Consider the following 18,918-nt stretch of genomic DNA (forward strand, 5'->3'; position numbering starts at 1 on the left):
TTCCTCGATGCGTTGCGAACCTCCCATTCTCGCCTCTTATCGCCCCCGAGGTCTATCGGCGCGGCGGGCCTGCCGCGTCGGCACGGGCCGTGCCCTGCCCGCAAGGCCCTTCAGCCGGTCGATCGCGTGAAGTGATGCGGGTGTCGATATGACATTCGACGAGAGCGGAGTGCCAGAGCCTCGTACGCCTCCATAAATTGTAATTTATTGAATATTTTTCTAGCGTCAACGGCACAGTGCGATGCAATCTATGCGATGAAAATCATGTTGTTGGGGAGGAAGGAATGCATGACTCATTCTTGAGCCGGACAGTCTCGAAGACGCTCAAGCTGTGCGGCGTGGCGGCGATGCTGTCGCTGCCGGTTTCCGAGGCTCGGGCGAGTTGCGGTCCTGGGGACAGTGTCTATCTGGGGTCGGTCTGCGTGACGGCGATCAGCTTCTGCCCGCGCGGGTACATGTCGATGTCCGGCCAGATCGTGGCGATCTCGGAGAACAACGCGCTGTTCTCGCTGCTCGGCTGCACCTGGGGCGGAGACTGCCGGTCGACCTTCGGGATACCGGACATGCGCGGCCGGTCGCCGGTCGGCCAGGGGACCGGCCCGGGGCTGACCCCTTATGAACTGGGGCAGTATCGCGGGGCGGAGACCCACACCCTGACCGAGGCCGAACTGGCCGAGCACAGCCACACGGCCACGTTCACCCCGCTCGGTGCGAGCGACGTGTCGGTCACGGCCTTCGACGGCAATGGTGCGGCGCCGACGCCCAGCGCGGAGAACAGTTTTCTGCAGACGATCGGCGAGAATCCGTTCGCGCCCAATGCCACGGCAAATCTCTACGGCACCGGCACCGGGAACCCGGTCACGCTGTCCGGCGTCGAGGTGACGGGCGGCGGCGGGACCGTGACGGTCGGGAATACCGGCACGTCGAGGCCGTTCTCGATCGTGAGCCCGGTGACGGCGCTCACCTACTGCATCGCAACCGAGGGCATCTATCCGCCGCGCAGCTGAGGGGAACCGGAACGGATGAGGCGGCCATGCCAGCGCACGGCCGCCTCATTCGTTGCCGACTCGACGCGGGGGATGCCGGATTTCATCAGCCGAGCATACCTTTGAAGGAATATCGTCAAATTTTGTCACAAATTAACAATTGACGGTTTCCGGAGATAGCAAGCAAGCTCTCGTTGATTGGGTTCGAGTGATTTGAGTGGTTCGGGTGATTGTGTTTTGGATATTAGATTATACTTATTATACATACAGCATAATATATACAATCTATAGATGGTTCGTGCGCTGATTCGCGGTTGCCGGACCCGCGAGCGCGTATCGGCACTCCGGCGCGGTCGCGTGAAGGGGGATATGGGGGAAGGCTGATACTAGATGCGCGAAAAACATCTGCGTAATCCCCGCGGACAGGTGGTGTGCCGCGAGGTTGTCGTCGTCGACTCGGAAGTGGCCGACGCCGACATTCTCCTCCGGTCGCTCGGTTTGGCGACTACCGTTGTACTGCTGCGCCGCGGCATTGAGCCGCTAGGGCAGATTGCCGCTGCGCTGGGCGGTGCGACCGGCGTTCGCCGCCTGCACGTGCTGTCGCATGGCGCACCGGGCTGCCTGCGGCTGGCCGGCCGGGACATCGATCGTCACGCGCTGCTTGCGCACCCGTCGATCCTGGCCGCGATGCGCGGCGCGCTCGCCGGCGGCGGCGAGATGATTCTCTACGGATGCTCCGTGGCGGCCGGGGCCTCCGGGGCGCGGCTCGTCGCCGGGCTGACGGCGGTGCTGGGCGTTTCCGTCATCGCCTCCGACGTACCGGTCGGTAATCCGGCGCTCGGCGGCAGTTGGGCGGCCTTTGCCGATGCCGGGTGCGCGTTCGATGCGGCCGGCCGCGCGGCGTATCCCGGGCTGCTGGCGTCGGGCACGATCGCCTTCGAGGACGCGTCGAGCGCCACCAGCGTGACATCGACGAACAACGGCGTGACGCTGACGGTCAGCATCGATGCGAACACGGTCACCGGCGGCGATCGCGTCATCGACGTCGCGGCCGGCGGCGGCTTCGCGGGGACGGCGGGCAATTTCCTGCTGCTCAACAGCGATCAGATCACGTCCGCCACGACGATGACCTTCAGCTTCAACCAGGCTGTCGGACTCACGTCGTTCCGGTTCGTCGAGGTCAGCAACCGGGACTCCGGCACCTACACCTTCACACCGGACTCCGGTACGGCGATTTCGTTCTCGGCCGTCGACCTGGCCGCGAACACCGGAACCACGGTCGCTTCCGGGAGCGGCCTTGGCACCCTGACCCAGATCAGCACCTGGACCAGCGTCAACAGCTTCACCGTCACCTATTCCGGCGGCACCGCCAACTGGTCGCCCGGCTTCGACACCTTCGTGTTCGCCGACGCCACCCCGACCGCCGCTACCTCCACGGCGGCCGGATTCAACACTACCAACGGCACCAACCTCACCCCGGCCCTGACCTTCAGCGGCGCCGACGAGACGCTGACGATCGCCGACGCCACCCACATGACCGGCTCGACGGCGAACGGCGGTGGCGGCACCGACACGATCATCGCCCCCGACGGTGCCGACTTCGGCAACCTCAACACGCTGACGGGCTTCGAGACCTTGACGCTGGCGGCGAACGCCACCGTCTCGATGAGCGAGTTCCAGTACGAGATCTTCACGACGATCAACGGCAACACCGGCACCGAGGCGATCACGCTGACGACGGTGAACGGTGACGGCATCGTCACCGGCAGTGCCAACATCGAGACCTACAACCTGAACGGCGCCTATACCTTCACGATCGGGACAGCCGGGCAGAACGTGACCGGCAGCGACGGCGCCAACCAGACGGTGCAGTCGAGCGCCTCGATCGACACCCTGAGCGGCACGCTGAACGGCGGCGCCGGCGGATCCGACACCCTGGTGCTGGACACCGGCGACAACATCGCCGGCGCCACGGTCAGCAACTTCGAGAACCTGACGCTGGAGAGCGGCGCGTCGGTCACCATGACGGTGGCGCAGCACGACGCGTTCACCGGCACGGTGACGGCGGCCGGCACCGAGCAGATCACCTTCTCGGCGACCGGCGGCGACACGACGACCACCGGCAACTCGGCGGTCGAGACCTATGTGCTCGGCACCGGCGGCATCAGCTTCACCTTGGGCGCGGCGGCCCAGAACCTGACCGGCAGCAGCGGCGCCGACACGGTGAACGTCGGCACCTTCACGGCCACCGGCACCCTGAACGGCAACGGCGACACCGACACCCTGCAGATGGGCGCCGGCAGCAGCATCGCAGGCGCCACGGTCTCGAATTTCGAGAACCTGACACTGACGAGCGGCGCCTCGGTGACGATGACCGCCGGCCAGGTGTCGCAGTTCGTCGGGAACACCATCACGGCGGCCGGCACCGAGACCATCAACGTCACCGGCGACGGCGCCTTCACGACGCTGGCCAATGTCGAGACCTTCTCGGTCGGCGACGACAGCACCAATGCGCGGACCGTCACGGTCGCCAACGCCACGAACGGCGTCAGCGCGACCTCGACCTCCGACGCGGTCACCTTCAGCGTCAGCCAGAACGTCACCTACACCGGCACGCTGACCGGCGAGGCCACGACCGGCGACACCCTGTCGCTGGCCAACAATGCCAACATCGCCGGCGGCACCATCGCCGCCATCGGCACGGTCGACGTCGTCAGCGGCGCCACGGTGACGATGACCGAGGCGCAGCACGACGCGTTCACGACCATCAGCGGCACCGGCACCAACAAGATCGTCATCTCGTCGACCACCGACGGGCTGACCGGCGACGCCGACATCGAGATCTACCAGCTCTCGACGGCCAACAGCTTCACCCTGGGCGCGGCCGGCCAAAGCGTCACCGGGTCGACCGGCAACGACACCATCAACGTCGGCACGCTGTCGCCGACCGGGACCCTGAGCGGCGGCACCGGCACCGACATTCTGTCGGTCGGCGACGGCGCCAACATCGCCGGCGCCACGATCAGCAGCTTCGAGACCCTGTCGCTGGCCAGCGGCGCGTCGGTGACGATGACGGAGGCGCAGCACGACGCGTTCTCCTCCATTACCGGGGCCGGCACCGAGACGATCACGCTCTCCGCCGCCACCAACGGTTTCCAGACCGCCTCGGCGATCGAGAACTACGTCCTCGGGGTGGCCAACGCCTGCACCGTGGTCGGGGGCGCGCAGAACATCACCGGCTCGACCGGCAACGACACCATCACCTTCCAGGGCCTGACCTACACCGGCACGCTGTCGGGCGGGACCGGCACCGACACGATCCAGATGACCACCGGGTCGAACATCGCCGGTGCCACCATCTCGGGGGTCGAGAACCTGACCCTGGCCGGCAATGCGTCGGTCACCATGACCTTGACGCAGCTGGCGGGCTTCACCGGGACGATCACGGCCGCCGGCACCGAGACCGTGACCCTGTCGGGCGACGGCAACTTCTCGACGGTCGCGAACCTCGAGAGCTACATCGTCGGCGACGACAGCACCAACGCGCGCACGATCACCATCACCAACGCCGGCCACAGCGCCAGCGCGACTTCGGCGACCGACGCGGTGACCTTCGATACCGGCGCGCTGACCCTGACCGGCACGCTGACCGGCGAGGGCACGGTCAACGACACCCTGTCGATCGGCAACACCGCCAACATCTCCGGCGCCACCGTCAGCGGCATCGAGAACCTGACCCTGGCGACCGGCGGCTCGTTCACCATGACGGCGGCCCAGCTCGCCGGCTTCACCGGCACGGTGACGGCCGCCGGCACCGAGACCGTCACCCTGACCAGCACCGGCGACGTCTCGGCCGCCAGCCTCGCCGCCATCGAGACCATCGCCACCGCGGCCGACGCCTCGGCGCAGACGATCACGCTGACCGCCGCCCAGGCGGCGGGCAAGACCCTGACCGCCGGCGACGCCGGCTCCGACCACTTCGTGGTGACCGGCTCGGCCGGCGCCCAGGCGATCACCGGCAGCGCCGGTGCCGACACGCTGAGCGGCGGCGCGGGTGCCGATACCATCGCCGGCGGCGCCGGGGTGGACAGTCTCGTAGGCGGAGCCGATACCGACCAGTTCACCGGCAGCGTCAGCGACCTGAACGGCGACACCATCGCCGACCTGGCGGTGGGCGAGACCATCCTGCTGACCGGCGTGACCGGGCTCAGCACCGCGAATGTCCGGTTCAACGGCACCAACCTGGAGATCGACACCAACGCGACGACCTTCGCGTCGCCGGAAGTGACGATCGGCACCGTCAGCAACCTCAGCAGCACGCTGAACATCGCCTCGGTCGCCGATTCCGGTGCCAACACCCTGATCACCCTGGGCAGCGCCAGCGTCTCGGCGACCACCAACGCCGCCGGGTTCAACACCACCAACGGCACCAACCTGACGCCGGCGTCCACCTTCGGGGCGACCGACGACACGCTGACCGTTGCCAGTTCCGCCCACATCACCGGCACCTCGGTGGCGAACGGCGGCGCCGGTACCGACACCATCATCCTGGCCGACGGCAGCGACCTGACGACGGCCGGGTTCGCGTTCAGCAACTTCGAGACCCTGACCCTGGCGTCGAACGCGACCGCGACGATGTCGGAGAGCCAGCACGACGGCTTCACGACGATCAACGGCAACACCGGCACCGAGGTCATCACGCTGACCACGCTGAACGGCGACGGCAACGTCACCGGCGACGCCGACATCGAGACCTACAATCTGAACGGCGCCTACACCTTCACGCTCGGGGCGGCCGGCCAGAACGTTACCGGCAGCGACGGCGCCGACCAGACGGTGCAGTCCTCGTCGTCGATCGACACCCTGACCGGCACCCTGAACGGCGGCACCGGCGGGTCGGACACCCTGGTGCTGGACACCGGCGACAACATCGCCGGTGCCACGGTCAGCAACTTCGAGAACCTGACGCTGGAGAGCGGCGCCTCGGTCACCATGACGGCGGCGCAGCTGAACGGGTTCACCGGCACCACCACCGCGGCCGGCACCGAGACGGTGACGCTCACCACGACGGGATCGATTGCCGGCGGCAGTGTCGGCGCCATCGAAACCATCGCCACCGCGGCCGACGCCGGCGCCCAGACCATCACCATGACGGCGGCCCAGGCGGCCGGGAAGACCCTGACCGCCGGCGACAGCGGCCAGGACCACTTCGCGATCACCGGCTCGGCCGGCAGCCAGGCGGTCACCGGCAGCGCCGGCGCCGACACCATCGACGGCGGCGCCGATGCCGATACGGTGATCGGCGGCAACGGCGACGACGTGGTGTCCGGCGGGGCCGGCGCCGACGTGGTGTCGGGCGGATCCGGGCTCGACACCCTGGCGGGCGGCGCCGGCAGCGACACCTTCAGCGGCTCCGCGTCGGACTTCAACGGCGACACGATCTCCGACTTCGCGGTCGGCGACTCCATCGTGGTCGTCGGGGCCGACCTGACCAACCTGAACGGTACGGCGGCCAGCGCATCGATCGACATCAGCGGCGCTGTCGCGACCACGCTGACCGGGATCACCTCCGCCAGCGGGACCTTCAGCGCGGCCCTCTCCGGCGGCAATACCACCATCACGCTGGTGGCGCCGCCCAGCAGCGGTGGCGGAGACAGCGGTGGCGGTGGTGGCGGCACCCTGGTCGTCAACGACACCTCGAACACCAACACCACCGGCGGCGCCCGCACGATCACCAACAACGGCACCACGCCGGGCAGTGCGGCGATCGTCGAGAACACCGGCAACAACGGCAACATCGTCACGGCGTCCCTGCCGCCGGCGGTCAGCATCAGCTCCGAGGGGCCGGCCACCGCCCAGTCCGGCCAGAGCGCGATCGATACCCTGATCACCGCGATCCAGACCCGCGGCTCGACCGGTGAGCCCGGCCTCGTCGGCAACGCCCAGACCTTCCTGAACAACCTGGCGACGACCTCCACGCTGGATGTCCGCACGATCATCCCGACCCAAACCTCCGGGATCACCACCGACGACCCGATCGTGATCATCGGCACCACCGGGGGCAGCCAGTCGGAGGCCTTCGTGATCGACATGCGGTCGATCAGCGGCAAGACCCTGCAGCTCGACAACATCGAGTTCGCCTCGATCATCGGCAACGCCACGGTGACCGGCGGGTCGGGCGACAACTACGCGACCGGCGACGACAACGCGCAGTTCATCTCGCTGGGCGAGGGCAACGACACCCTGTACGGCGGCGACGGCGCCGACACCATCGGTTCGGGCGGCGGCAACGACAGCCTGTTCGGCGACGGCGGCACCGACACCGTGCTCGGCGGCACCGGTGCCGACTCGCTGTGGGGCGGCACCGAGGCCGACGTGGTCTACGGCAACCAGCAGGACGACCTGCTGTACGGCAACCAGCAGGACGACACCCTGTATGGCGGCCAGGATGCCGACACGGTGTATGGCGGCCAGGACTCGGACCTGCTGTACGGCAACCTCGCCGACGACTTCCTGTACGGGAACCTCGCCGCCGACACCCTGTTCGGCGGCCAGGGCAACGACGCGCTGTTCGGCGGCCAGGACAACGACCTGCTGATCGGCGGCCTCGGCAACGACACGCTGTACGGCAACCTGGGCAACGACACGATATCCGGCGGCGACGGCGCCGACCTGATCGTCATGGAGAAAAGCAACGGGGTCGACGTGGTGGCCGACTTCGACGGCGCGTCCGGCGACCGGGTGCAGATCACGGCCAACGCCAACGGCACGTCGATCGACACCTTCGCCGAACTGCAGGCGGCGGCAACGACCGACGCCGGCGGCAACGTCGAGATCGCCCTTGGGGGCGGCAATACGCTCACGCTGAACGGGGTCACCGCCAGCGACCTGCAGTCGGGCTGGTTCCTGTTTGCCTAGCGCCGACCGTCCCGGCCGGCGAACAGCGACCGGTAGAAGTCGTAGCCGGCCATCAGGACCACCACGACGATCACGGCGATCAGGTCGGGGTGCGGCACGAAGCCGATCAGGATCGCCATGAAGCCGATCAGCAGTGCCAGGGCGCTGAGGCCGATGGTCCTGTCGAGCATGTTGCCTCCCTTGCTCTCCCGCGTTCCCCGGTCACGCCGGGGCGGACAGAAATCCCGTCAGCCAGGCCGCGGTTCGCAGCAGCCGGCCGTCGTCACCGTGGCGGCCGACCAGTTGCACGCCGATCGGCAGGCCGTCTTCCGACTGCAGCAGCGGCACGGCGACGGCCGGCAGGCCGCAGAATGTCCACAGGCCGTTGAAGGCCGGGTTGCCCGTCGACTCCAGGCCGGCCGGCGCCGGTCCCGGGGCGGCCGGGGTGACGATCGCGTCGTAGCGGCCGAACACCGCCTCCAGCCCGGCATTGAGCACGCCCGGCCAGTCGCGCGCGGCGAGATAGTCATGCGCCAGGATCCGGCGACCTTCGTCGATCGCGTCGCATAGGGCCGGGCTCAGCCGGTCCCGCGCGTGCCGGTCGTAGCGATGATACGACTTCGCCATCTCGGCCAGCTGGACCAGTTCGCACAGCCGGCCGGCCTCGGCGAACGGCGCCGACAGATCGACCTCGTCGCAGGCCTCGCCGAGCGCGTCGCGCAGCTCGGCGAAACCGTCGCGGGTGACGTCGTCGGCGGTGTCCCAGGCCGGCTGACGGACGAAGGCGAGGGTCGGGCGGACCGGCGGTACGGCGCCGGCGCAGGGCACCAGGCCGGGGGCCGGCGCCAGCCGGGTGGCCGGGTCGGCGGCGTCGTGCCCGAACAGGCAGTCGGCCAGCAGCGCGGCACCCGCGAGGTCGCCGGCGAACACGCCCACGGTGTCGAGCGTCGGCGCCTGGGCCAAGATCCCCGACCGCGGGATCGCCCCGAAGCTGGGCTTGAAGCCGACGACGCCGCAGTACGAGGCCGGCCGGATCACCGAGCCGACGGTCTGGGTGCCGATCGCCAGCGGGACCTGCCGGTCGGCCACGGCGGCGGCCGATCCGGACGACGATCCGCCGGGCGTTCGCGACGGGTCGTGCGGGTTGCGGGTGGCGCCGGGATGGCGGAACGCCAGCTCGGTGGTGACGGTCTTGCCGAGGACGATCGCGCCGGCCTGCCGGAGCCGGCGCACCACGAAGGCGTCGGCGTCGGGCACTCGGCCGGCGTCGACGACGGTGCCGTTCTCGGTCGCCATGCCGGCGGTGTCGATGATGTCCTTGAGCCCGACCGGCAGGCCGTGCAGCGGACCGACGGGGCGTCCCCGGGCGCGGTGGTCGTCGAGCGCCCGGGCCTGGCGCCGCGCATAGTCGGCGTCGAGCCGGGCCCACGCGCCGACCTCGGTATCGCGCCGGGCGATCCGGTCCAGGCAGGCGTCGACCAGCTCGGCGGCGCGCAGGGCACCGCCGGCCAGTCGGTCGCGCAGCGCGACCGTCTCGAGCCCGAGGATCGGGTCGGCCGGCGGGTCAGCGGCCATAGATCATGCCCGGCAGCCACAGGGCGATCTGCGGCTGGAGGTACAGCACCGCCATGGCGACGAACACCATGGCCAGGAACGGCATGCAGCCCTTGAAGATCTGGATCAGCTGCACGTGCGGCGGGGCGATGCCCTTGAGGTAGTAGGCCGACATCGCCATCGGCGGGGTCAGGAACGAGGTCTGCAGGTTGAGCGCGACCAGGATCCCGAAGAACAGCGGGTCGATCCCGAAATGCGGCAGCAGCGGCAGGAAGATCGGCACGAAGATGATGATGATCTCCGACCATTCCAGCGGCCAGCCGAGCAGGAAGATGATCAGCTGGGCCATGATCAGGAACTGCAGCGGCGTGAGGTCGAGGCCGGTCACGAAGGTGTTGATGACCTGCTCGCCGCCCAGATAGGAGAACACCGAGGAGAAGGTCCAGGACCCGACGAACAGCCAGCAGACCATGGCGGTGGTGCGCACCGTGAGATAGACCGACTCGCGCAGCCGGCCCCAGGTCAGCGCCCGGTACGACACCGCCAGCACCAGCCCGCCGAGCGCGCCGATCGAGGCCGCCTCGGTCGGGGTGGCCAGCCCGAACAGGATGGCGCCGAGCACCGCCAGGATCAGCACCGCCAGCGGGAAGAACGAGGTCAGCAGCATGACCGTCAGCTGGCCGACCGGCAGGTCGGGCACCTCTTCGCGGGTCGGCTTCGGCGCGACTGAGGGCTGCACCATGGCGCGCCCGACGACGTAGACCAGGTAGAGGCCGGACAGCAGCAGGCCCGGGAACAGGGCACCGGCGTAGAGCTGGACGATCGAGACGCCGGACGAGGCGGCGTAGACGATCAGCATGATCGACGGTGGGATCAGGATCCCGAGGGTCCCGCCGGCGCAGATGATGCCGGACGCGAAGCTGTTGTCGTAGCGGGCCTTCAGCATGGCCGGCAGGGCCAGCAGCCCCATCAGCGTGACCACCGCCCCGACGATGCCGGTGGCGGTGGCGAACAGCGTGCAGGTGATCAGGGCCGCCACCGCCATCGAGCCGGGGATCCGCCGCGCCGCGATGTTCAGGGTGGTGAACAGCCGCGAGACGATGTTGGCGCGCTCGACCACATAGCCCATGAACAGGAACAGCGGCACCGCCGTCAGGACCTCGTTGGTCATCACCGAATAGGTCTGGTTGATGAACAGGTCGAAGATCCGGTTGTTGAAGAAGCCGTCGATCCAGGTCTCGAACTGGGTCCAGCCGTCGGCGCCGCCCTCGACCGCCCGGTTGTAGGCGCGCCACATCCGCGGGGCGTCGAAATAGGCGAAGTAGCCGAAGCTGATGCCCATCGCCATCAGGGTGAAGGCGATCGGGAAGCCCAGGAAGATCACCAGGATGAAGATGCCCAGCATGAACAGGGCGACTTGCGGATCGGTCATGGCCGCCTGCCGTCCCGGCCGCCGCCGGTGTCGGAGGGTCGGACGATGTCGATCGTCTCGGAGCCGTGCTCCAGCACGTCGCGGACCGACCGCTGGGTCAGCAGAACCTCGGTCTCCTCGACGTCGTCGGTGGCGTGCAGCCATTCGCCGGTCCGGATGCACAGCAGGCAGCGCATGACCTGGGCGATGCCCTGGATCAGCAGCAGCAGCCCGGCGACCACGATCACCGACTTCAGCTGGAACACCGGGATCCCGGCCGGGCTGTTGACGCTGACCTCCAGGTAGCGCCACGAGCGGGCGGCATATTTCCAGCCGGCCAGGACCAGTGCCAGCACCCCGGGGAAGAAGAACAGGAAGTACAGGATCAGCTCGACCCGGGCCTGGGTGCGGGGCGACCACAGCCGGTAGATGAAGTCGCCGCGGACATGGCCGCCGCGCGACAGGGTGTAGGCCCCGCCCATCATGAACAGGGTGCCGTACATGATGAACGAGACGTCGAGCGACCAGGAGGTCGGGGCGTTCAGCACGTAGCGCACGAACACCTCGTAGGCCACGCCGAAGGTCATCACCAGGATCGTCCAGGCGAATGCCTTGCCGAACCAGGCGGACAGCCGGTCGGCGAACATTATGCAGCGGATCATCGCGCTCTCACGACTGTGGGGCCGGCGGGCGACCGCCCCGGCGTCGAACCGGACGCCGGGGCGGCTCGTCGCTTGCGCCGTGCCCTACAGCTTCAGCTTGCCCGGGAAGTAGTGCTCGTAGGCCAGCGCGTAGTCGGGCGCGTTCATGAGCTCGTAGAACACCACCCGCTCGACCCAGGCGCGCTGGCTGTCGAGCACCTTCTTCATGTAGGCGTCCTTCTCGAGCTCCGGGATCAGCTCGTCCCAGGCCTTCAGCTCGGCGTCGAGGATCGCCTTCGAGGTGCGGTGGACCTTGACCCCGTGCTGGGTCTGCAGCTTGACCAGGTCGGACGAGTACTGGTCGAGCGCCAGCGCCGTGTTGGAGGTGCTGACCGCCTCGACGCCGTATCGCAGGATCGCCTGCAGGTCCTTCGGCAGGTCGTCGTAGAAGTCCTTGTTGAACAGGAACTCGAACGACTCGCTGGCCTGGTGGTAGGACGACAGCATGTAGTTCTTGGCGACGTCCTGGGCCCCGAACCGCATGTCCGAGGACGGGTTGTTGAACTCGAAGGCGTCGATCACCCCGCGTTCCATCGCCGGCACGATCTCGCCGCCCGGCAACTGCGCCACGCTCATCCCGAGGCGCTGCATCAGGTCGGCGGCGAGGCCGACGGTGCGGTACTTGAAGCCCTCCAGGTCGGACACCTTGGTGACCGGCTGCTTGAACCAGCCGAACGGCTGGGCCGGCATCGGGAAGCCGTAGAAGCCGTAGACCTTGAGGCCGAGGATGTCCTGGGTCAGCTCGCGGTACAGCTCCTCGCCGCCGCCGGCGTAGAACCACGCCAGCATGGTGTTGGCGCTGCCGCCGAACACCGGCCCGGTGCCGAACAGCGAGGCCGCCTTGTGCTTGCCGTACCAGTACACCGGCACGGTGTGGGCGGCGTCGAGCACGCCGTCGTTGACCGCATCCAGCACCTGGAAGGCCCCGACGACGGCGCCCGACGGCAGTAGGTCGACCTTGAGGCGCCCGCCGGACATGGCTTCGACCCGCTCGACATACTGCCGGGCGAAATCCATCCAGATGTCGGACGCCGGCCAGGACGTCTGCATCTTCACCACGACCGGGCTCTGCGCGATCGCCGGGGCGGCGAGCGCCCCCGCGGCCGAAGCCCCGGCCACCAGGGCGCTGCCCTTCAGCAGCTTGCGGCGCGACAGGGAATGGTTCTCGGTGATCATGTTCACGGCACTCCTCCCCTTGCGTTGTCGGCCCGATCCGGGCCCGCCTTTCACAGGCTTGTTGTCGAGGAGAGGCACTGCGCAGCCGCATGGCGGCGCGACCCGGCGGCCTCTCCGGGCAACCTACAGGGGTGACGCGGGGCGGACATTTCGCCGGATCGCAGAAAGATCCGCCGCGAAGTATGCACGTCACCCGATGTATACAATGTCACAAGAGCAACGCGCGGCCAACTCACGCTTGCTTGCTTCAACCTAAGGACTAGTCCAGGGCTGCCAGCAGGAAGGTGTTCGCGGTGCTCTCCAGCCGGAACGGCGTGTCGACCAGGTCGTGCTCGACGGTGCGCAGGCCGGCGTCCGCGCCGAAGGTCCCGACCATGCCCGCCAGGCCGGCGTCGACCACCGTCTGCCCGTCGCGGCCGTGCTTGGACAGCACGAAGCCGAAGTCGACGTCGGGCCCGATCACGTCCTCGTAGGCGTCGCCGCCGGAGGAGGCCATCTCCGGAATCTCGATGGTCTCGTTGACGCCGTCCAGCACCACGTTCCAGGCGCAACCCTTCACGCCGTAGCCGCCCTGGGCCTTGTTGCGCCGGTCGAACTGCACGATGGCATCGTGGAAGGCCGCCAGCAGCAGGGTCCGGGCCCGGCCGTCCGGCTCCGGCGTCGAGAACACGATCTCGTCGCCGAGGGTCTTCCAGACCCGGTAGACGGGTACTCCGGCCTCGTCGTCGAAGCGTAGCGCGATCCGCCCGACGAAGATCAGCGGGAAGGCCTCGAACAGCTCGCGGAACAGCGGCAGCCAGGACTCATGCCGCCGCATGTAGGCGGTCTTCAGCTGCTTGGAGCGCACCATGTCGACCGACATGAACATCACGCTGGACGGATCGGCGGCACGGTCGTTCATGGCGCGATCTTTCCACCCGCGCTGGGGATTGTCACGCCCGGGGGCCCCTCCGGCACGGCCTACGCTGCCGCGCCTCCGAACGCGAAGCCGCGGCCGGGGGCGGCGGCGAACAGGGACTGGGTGTATTCGTGCCGCGGCGACCCGAAGACCTCGCTCGCGATGCCGTACTCCACGACCTTGCCGCGGTGCATGACGGCGACGGTGTCGCAGACCTGCGCCGCCACCCGCAGGTCGTGGGTGATGAACAGCATGGCGAGGTCGAGGCGCTGTCGGATGTCGTCCAGCAGGTCGAGCACCTGGGCCTGGACCGATACGTCGAGGGCGGAGACCGCCTCGTCGGCGATCAGCAGGTCCGGTCCCATCGCCAGCGCCCGGGCGATGCAGATGCGCTGGCGCTGGCCGCCGGAGAACTGGTGCGGGTAGCGGTCGAGGGCGCTGGGATCGAGGCGCACCAGGGTCATGAGTTCCTGCGCCCGGGCCAGGGCCTCGGCCTGCGAGGTGCCGTAGTTCATCGGCCCCTCGACGATCGAGGCGCCGACCGTCCGCCGCGGGTTCAGCGACCGGTAGGGATCCTGGAACACGATCTGCACCCGCCGGCGCAGCTGGCGCAGGCGTCCCGGCGACGCCCGGGCGATGTCGTCGCCGTCGAGATAGACATGGCCGTCGGTCGGGTCGATCAGCCGGGCGATGCAGCGCGCCACCGTCGACTTGCCGGAGCCGGACTCGCCGACGATGCCCAGGGTCTCGCCCCGGCGGATCTCGATAGAGACGCTGTCGGCGGCATGCACGGCGCGGGCCTTCTGGAAGAAGCCGCCGCCGGCATAGGTCTTCGACAGCCCGTCGGTGGCCAGCACCACCACGGCGGCCGGATCGCGCGGCCGCTGGCGCGGCGTGAAGCTGGGCACCGCCCCGATCAGCATCTTGGTGTAGGGGTGGCTCGGCCGGCGCAGCACCTCGTCGGCGGTGCCTTCCTCGACCACCTTGCCCCACTGCATCACCGCGACCCGGTCGGCGATGTCGGCGACCACCCCGAAGTCGTGGGTGATGAACAGCACCGCGGTGTCGTGGGTCTGCTGGATCTCCTTGATGAGCTTGAGGATCTGCGCCTGGGTGGTGACGTCCAGGGCGGTCGTCGGCTCGTCGGCGATCAGCAGCACCGGCTCCAGCACCAGGGCCATGGCGATCATGATGCGCTGGCGCTGGCCGCCCGACAGCTGGTGCGGATAGGAGGCGGCCATGCGCGGCGGGTCGGGCAGGTGGACCTGCTCCAGGATCGCCAGGATCCGGCGCTGGCGCTCCTCCGGCCCGTGGTCGGTATGGGTGGTCAGCACCTCCTCGATCTGGGCGCCGCAGGTCATGGTCGGGTTCAGCGCGGTCATCGGCTCCTGGAAGATCATCGACATCCGGGCGCCGCGCAGCTCGCGCATCCGTGCCTCGTCGACCTGCAGCAGGTCCTCGCCCTCGAGCCGGATGGCGCCGCCGGCCGGCCCCATGTCGCGGCTCGGCAGCAGGCCCATCACCGAGAACGCGCTGACCGACTTGCCGGAGCCGGACTCGCCGACCAGGCAGACGATCTCGCGGCGGTGCACCTTGATCGAGACGTTCTCGATCGCATGCGCCCGGTCGGCGCCCTTCGGCAGCCTGATGGTCAGGTCGTCGATTTCCAGGACCGGCCGGTCCGACGCGGTATCCGCCACCCCAATCACTCCCACCCGGCCCCTCTCAGAAACGCTTCGCCATGCGCGGATCGAGCGTGTCGCGCAATCCGTCGCCGAGCAGGTTCACCGCCAGGATGGTCAGCGCCAGGAACACCCCCGGGAACAGGATGTTGTGCGGGAACACCTGAAACAGCACCCGGCCCTCGGCCATGATGTTACCCCAGGTCGGGGTCTCCGGCGGGATGACGATGCCGAGGAAGCTCAGCAGCGCCTCCAGCAGGATCGCCGAGGCGCACACATAGGTGCCCTGGACCAGCAGCGGCGCGATGGTGTTCGGCAGCACGTGGCGGTACAGGATCGGCACCAGCGGGGTGCCGACCGAGATCGCCGCCTCGACATAGGGCTCCTCGCGGATCGACAGCACGATCGAGCGGACCAGCCGGACCACGCGCGGGATCTCCGGCACCGTGATGGCGATGATGACCGTCGCCAGCCCGGCGCCCCACAGCGAGACGAGGCCAATGGCCAGCAGGATGCCCGGGATCGACATCAGCCCGTCCATCACCCGCATGACGATGCCGTCGAGCCAGCGGACATAGCCGGACAGCAGCCCGATGACCAGTCCGACGGCGATCGAGATCGCCGCGACGACGATGCCGACGATCAGCGAGATGCGGGCGCCGTAGATCACCCGGCTGTACAGGTCGCGGCCGAGCGAGTCGGTGCCCATGCGGTGCACGAACGCGACGTCCTGGCCGGACGGCAGGGTCAGCGTGCGCTCGGTGCCCGGCAGCTTGTTGCGCCAGACCGGGTCGATCGAAGCCGGGTCGATGGTGCCGAGAGTGGGGGCCAGGAGGCCCAGCACCACCATGAACAGCAGCACCACCGTGCCGAACACCACGCTGGGGTTGCCGGCGAGCTGCCGGACCATGCCCGGGCGCTCGGCGGCGGCGGCGGCCTGGGCGGCGGAATCGACGAGGTCGGGCGTGGCCATCGCTCAGGCTCTCAATACCGGATGCGCGGGTCGAGCAGGGTGTAGGACAGGTCGATCAACAGGTTGATCAGCACGTAGACGAAGGAGAACACCAGGATCACCGCCTGGATGGTCGGGTAGTCGCGGCCGAGCACCGCGTCGACCGTCAGGCGGCCGAGGCCGGGAATGTTGTACACGCTCTCGGTCACCACCACGCCGCCGATCAGCAGGGCGATGCCGATGCCGATGATGGTGACGATCGGGACCGCGGCGTTGCGCAGCGCGTGCTTGACCAGCACCGCGCGGTTGGTCAGGCCCTTGGCCCGGGCGGTGCGGATGTAGTCCTCGCCCAGCACGTCGATCACGCTGGCCCTGGTGATGCGGGCGATCAGCGCGATGTAGATCACGCTGAGCGTCAGGCTGGGCAGGATCAGGCGGTGCAGGAACGGCCACAGCCCGGCCGAGATCGACTTGTAGCCCTGCACCGGGAACCATTTCAGCTCGACCGCGAACACGTAGATCAGCAGGTAGCCGAGCACGAAGACCGGGATCGAGAAGCCGGCGACCGAGAAGCCCATCACCGCCCGGTCGATCCAGCCGCCCTGGCGGTAGGCCGCGATCACCCCGAGCGGGACCGCCACCAGCAGGGTGACGATCATGGTGGAGGCGGCGAGCGCCAGGGTCGGCTCGACGCGCTGCAGGATCAGCTCCGTCACCTTCTTCTTGAAGAAGAACGATTCCCCGAGGTCGCCCTGCAGCAGCTTGCCGGCCCAGATCGCGAGCTGGGTCGGCAGCGGGTCGTTCAGGCCGAGGCGCTCGCGGATCTCCTCGATCTGGATCGGCGTGGCATTGTCGCCGGCGATGATCGCCGCCGGGTCGCCGGGTGTGAGCCGCAGCATCAGGAACACGAAGAGCGCCACCATCACCAGGACGGGGATGGTGGCCAACAGACGTCGCGCGACGAAGGCGATCATGCGCGGTCTTCCCCTCGGATGTCCGTTGTTGCTCTACGTGTCCCGATGCGGCGATCGATCAGCCGTCCTTCCTGGAGATGTTCCAGAAGAACGGGGCGGGGCCGTTCAGCATGCCCTCGACCTTGTCCTTGCGGATGGCGGTCGGCTGGTACCACTGCCCGACATGGGCGTGGGTGCCGATCTCCATGGCGCGGACCTGGATCTGCTTGGCCAGGTCCTTCTGCTTCGCCTCGTCGGTCTCGGTGGCGAAGGCGTTGCGCAGCTTCTCCATCTCCGCGTCGCAGGGCCAGCCGAACCAGGCCTTGTCGCAGCCGGTGTTGTAGCCGGCCGCCGAGATCGGGTTCAGGATGTCGGCCGCCACCCAGGAGGTCAGGAAGGCGTTCCAGCCGCCTTCCGACGGCTTCTCCTTCTTGGCCCGGCGCGACACCAGGGTCTGCCAGTCCATCGACTGCATGTCGACGGTGAAGCCGCCCTTCTTCAGCAGGTCGGCCGCCACCGGCGCCAGGTTGGTCAGCACCGCCAGGTCGGTCGAGTGCATCAGGACCACCGGGGTGCCGTCATAGCCGGCCTCCTTCAGCAGCGCCTTCGACTTCTCGAAGTCCGACTTCAGCAGCTTGTCGCCGCCCTCGGTGAAGGCGAACGGCGTGTCGCAGACGAACATCGCCGGGCAGACCTTGTAGTACTCGGGGTTGCCGATGACCGCCTGCAGGAACGGCTCCTGGCTCAGAGCCGCGAGGGCGGCCTGGCGGACCTTCTGGTTGTCGAACGGCGGGTGCAGCCAGTTCATGCGGAACATGTACTGGTTGCCGAGCGGGTTGGTGTTCAGCAGGGCGACGTCGTCCGAGCCCTGCAGGATCGGCAGCAGGTCGTGCGGCGGTGCCTCGAGGACATCGATCTCGCCGGCGACCAGCGCGTTGACCGCGGTCTGGTGGTCCGGCATCGAGATCCACTCGACCCGGTCGACCTTGGCGACCTTGCCGCCGGCGGCCCAACTGCCCGGCTCGCTGCGCGGCTTGTAGTCGGCGAACTTGGTGTAGACGGTCTTGTCGCCCGGCTTCCACTCGTCCTTCGAGAACACGAACGGGCCGGAGCCGATGTATTCGGAGATCTGCTCGGTGCCCGGGGTCTCGGCGACCCGCTTCGGCATCATGAACGGCACGTTGGAGCTCGGCTTGGCCAGTGACAGCAGCACCAGGCCGTAGGGCTCCTTGAGCTGCATGGTGAAGGTCTTGGCGTCGACCGCCTTCATCTCGGCGACGAAGGACATCAGCTTCTGGCCCATGGAGTCCTTGGAACCCCAGCGCTTGATCGAGGCGATGCAGTCCTCGGCCGTCACCGGCGCGCCGTCATGCCATTTCAGGCCGTCGCGCAGGGTGAAGGTGTAGGTCAGCTTGTCGTCGCTGACCTTCCAGCTGTCGACCATCTGCGGCGTCACGTTCAGCTTCTCGTCCATCGCGAAAAGCGTGTCGTAGATCATGTAGCCGTGGTTGCGGGTGATGTAGGCCGTCGTCCAGATCGGATCGACGATCTTCAGGTCCGAATGCATCACCACGCGCAGCGTGGTCTCGGCTGCTGCCGGCGTCGCGGACATCAGTCCCGCGATCATCGGCACCGCCGCCGCCGCCGCCAGCAGGCTGCGTGCGAACGAGCGTCCCCAGGTCATGAGCCCCTCCATTGTTAAGGAGTT

12 protein-coding genes are annotated in these 18,918 nt (G+C 68.3%); 2 read left to right on the forward strand and 10 right to left on the reverse strand.

The annotated features are described in order from the left end of the window. Positions 1 to 284 precede the first annotated feature (284 nt). Positions 285 to 1,007 (forward strand): phage tail protein, encoded by a 723-nt coding sequence (locus RIC31_RS10375; protein ID WP_350106228.1) that lies wholly within the window; start codon positions 285 to 287, stop codon positions 1,005 to 1,007. A 369-nt stretch (positions 1,008 to 1,376) separates the two neighbouring features. Further along, the gene (locus RIC31_RS10380; RefSeq protein WP_350106233.1) at positions 1,377 to 7,904 is read left to right on the forward strand and encodes a DUF4347 domain-containing protein; all 6,528 of its coding nucleotides are present in this window, start codon (positions 1,377 to 1,379) and stop codon (positions 7,902 to 7,904) included. On the opposite strand, the gene RIC31_RS10385 is transcribed toward RIC31_RS10380, so the two are convergent. From RIC31_RS10385 to RIC31_RS10430, 10 genes are all read right to left on the reverse strand, one after another. Further along, positions 7,901 to 8,074, reverse strand: a complete 174-nt coding sequence (locus tag RIC31_RS10385; RefSeq protein ID WP_350106236.1) for a hypothetical protein — start codon at positions 8,072 to 8,074, stop codon at positions 7,901 to 7,903. The genes RIC31_RS10380 and RIC31_RS10385 overlap by 4 nt on opposite strands. Positions 8,075 to 8,105: 31 nt before the next feature. Beyond that, positions 8,106 to 9,458, reverse strand: a complete 1,353-nt coding sequence (locus RIC31_RS10390; protein ID WP_350106239.1) for an amidase — start codon at positions 9,456 to 9,458, stop codon at positions 8,106 to 8,108. Further along, the gene (locus RIC31_RS10395) at positions 9,448 to 10,869 is read right to left on the reverse strand and encodes a TRAP transporter large permease (RefSeq protein ID WP_350106242.1); all 1,422 of its coding nucleotides are present in this window, start codon (positions 10,867 to 10,869) and stop codon (positions 9,448 to 9,450) included. The genes RIC31_RS10390 and RIC31_RS10395 overlap by 11 nt, the downstream gene beginning before the upstream one ends. Continuing rightward, complete coding sequence (locus RIC31_RS10400) at positions 10,866 to 11,510, reverse strand: TRAP transporter small permease subunit (RefSeq protein WP_350106245.1); 645 nt, start codon at positions 11,508 to 11,510, stop codon at positions 10,866 to 10,868. The genes RIC31_RS10395 and RIC31_RS10400 overlap by 4 nt, the downstream gene beginning before the upstream one ends. Positions 11,511 to 11,594: 84 nt before the next feature. Continuing rightward, complete coding sequence (locus RIC31_RS10405; RefSeq protein WP_350106490.1) at positions 11,595 to 12,725, reverse strand: TRAP transporter substrate-binding protein; 1,131 nt, start codon at positions 12,723 to 12,725, stop codon at positions 11,595 to 11,597. A 259-nt stretch (positions 12,726 to 12,984) separates the two neighbouring features. Continuing rightward, on the reverse strand, positions 12,985 to 13,626 hold the full coding sequence (locus RIC31_RS10410) for a hypothetical protein (RefSeq protein ID WP_350106247.1): 642 nt from the start codon (positions 13,624 to 13,626) through the stop codon (positions 12,985 to 12,987). Between the two features lie 59 nt (positions 13,627 to 13,685). Further along, on the reverse strand, positions 13,686 to 15,323 hold the full coding sequence (locus tag RIC31_RS10415) for an ABC transporter ATP-binding protein (protein ID WP_350106249.1): 1,638 nt from the start codon (positions 15,321 to 15,323) through the stop codon (positions 13,686 to 13,688). 25 nt (positions 15,324 to 15,348) lie between these two features. Continuing rightward, entirely contained in the window at positions 15,349 to 16,278 is a 930-nt protein-coding gene (locus RIC31_RS10420) for an ABC transporter permease (RefSeq protein ID WP_350106252.1), read from the reverse strand. Between the two features lie 11 nt (positions 16,279 to 16,289). Next, the gene (locus RIC31_RS10425) at positions 16,290 to 17,231 is read right to left on the reverse strand and encodes an ABC transporter permease (protein WP_350106255.1); all 942 of its coding nucleotides are present in this window, start codon (positions 17,229 to 17,231) and stop codon (positions 16,290 to 16,292) included. Between the two features lie 58 nt (positions 17,232 to 17,289). Continuing rightward, the gene (locus tag RIC31_RS10430; RefSeq protein WP_350106258.1) at positions 17,290 to 18,894 is read right to left on the reverse strand and encodes an ABC transporter substrate-binding protein; all 1,605 of its coding nucleotides are present in this window, start codon (positions 18,892 to 18,894) and stop codon (positions 17,290 to 17,292) included. Positions 18,895 to 18,918: the final 24 nt, after the last annotated feature.

Source organism: Thalassobaculum sp., from assembly GCF_040219615.1.
Taxonomy (GTDB): domain Bacteria; phylum Pseudomonadota; class Alphaproteobacteria; order Thalassobaculales; family Thalassobaculaceae; genus Thalassobaculum_A.

Coding starts and splice junctions, on each gene's coding strand:
- RIC31_RS10375 (WP_350106228.1), top strand. CDS start 285: ATGCATGACTCATTCTTGAGCCGGACAGTCTCGAAGACGCTCAAGCTG.
- RIC31_RS10380 (WP_350106233.1), top strand. CDS start 1,377: ATGCGCGAAAAACATCTGCGTAATCCCCGCGGACAGGTGGTGTGCCGC.
- RIC31_RS10385 (WP_350106236.1), bottom strand. CDS start 8,074: ATGCTCGACAGGACCATCGGCCTCAGCGCCCTGGCACTGCTGATCGGC.
- RIC31_RS10390 (WP_350106239.1), bottom strand. CDS start 9,458: ATGGCCGCTGACCCGCCGGCCGACCCGATCCTCGGGCTCGAGACGGTC.
- RIC31_RS10395 (WP_350106242.1), bottom strand. CDS start 10,869: ATGACCGATCCGCAAGTCGCCCTGTTCATGCTGGGCATCTTCATCCTG.
- RIC31_RS10400 (WP_350106245.1), bottom strand. CDS start 11,510: ATGATCCGCTGCATAATGTTCGCCGACCGGCTGTCCGCCTGGTTCGGC.
- RIC31_RS10405 (WP_350106490.1), bottom strand. CDS start 12,725: ATGATCACCGAGAACCATTCCCTGTCGCGCCGCAAGCTGCTGAAGGGC.
- RIC31_RS10410 (WP_350106247.1), bottom strand. CDS start 13,626: ATGAACGACCGTGCCGCCGATCCGTCCAGCGTGATGTTCATGTCGGTC.
- RIC31_RS10420 (WP_350106252.1), bottom strand. CDS start 16,278: ATGGCCACGCCCGACCTCGTCGATTCCGCCGCCCAGGCCGCCGCCGCC.
- RIC31_RS10425 (WP_350106255.1), bottom strand. CDS start 17,231: ATGATCGCCTTCGTCGCGCGACGTCTGTTGGCCACCATCCCCGTCCTG.
- RIC31_RS10430 (WP_350106258.1), bottom strand. CDS start 18,894: ATGACCTGGGGACGCTCGTTCGCACGCAGCCTGCTGGCGGCGGCGGCG.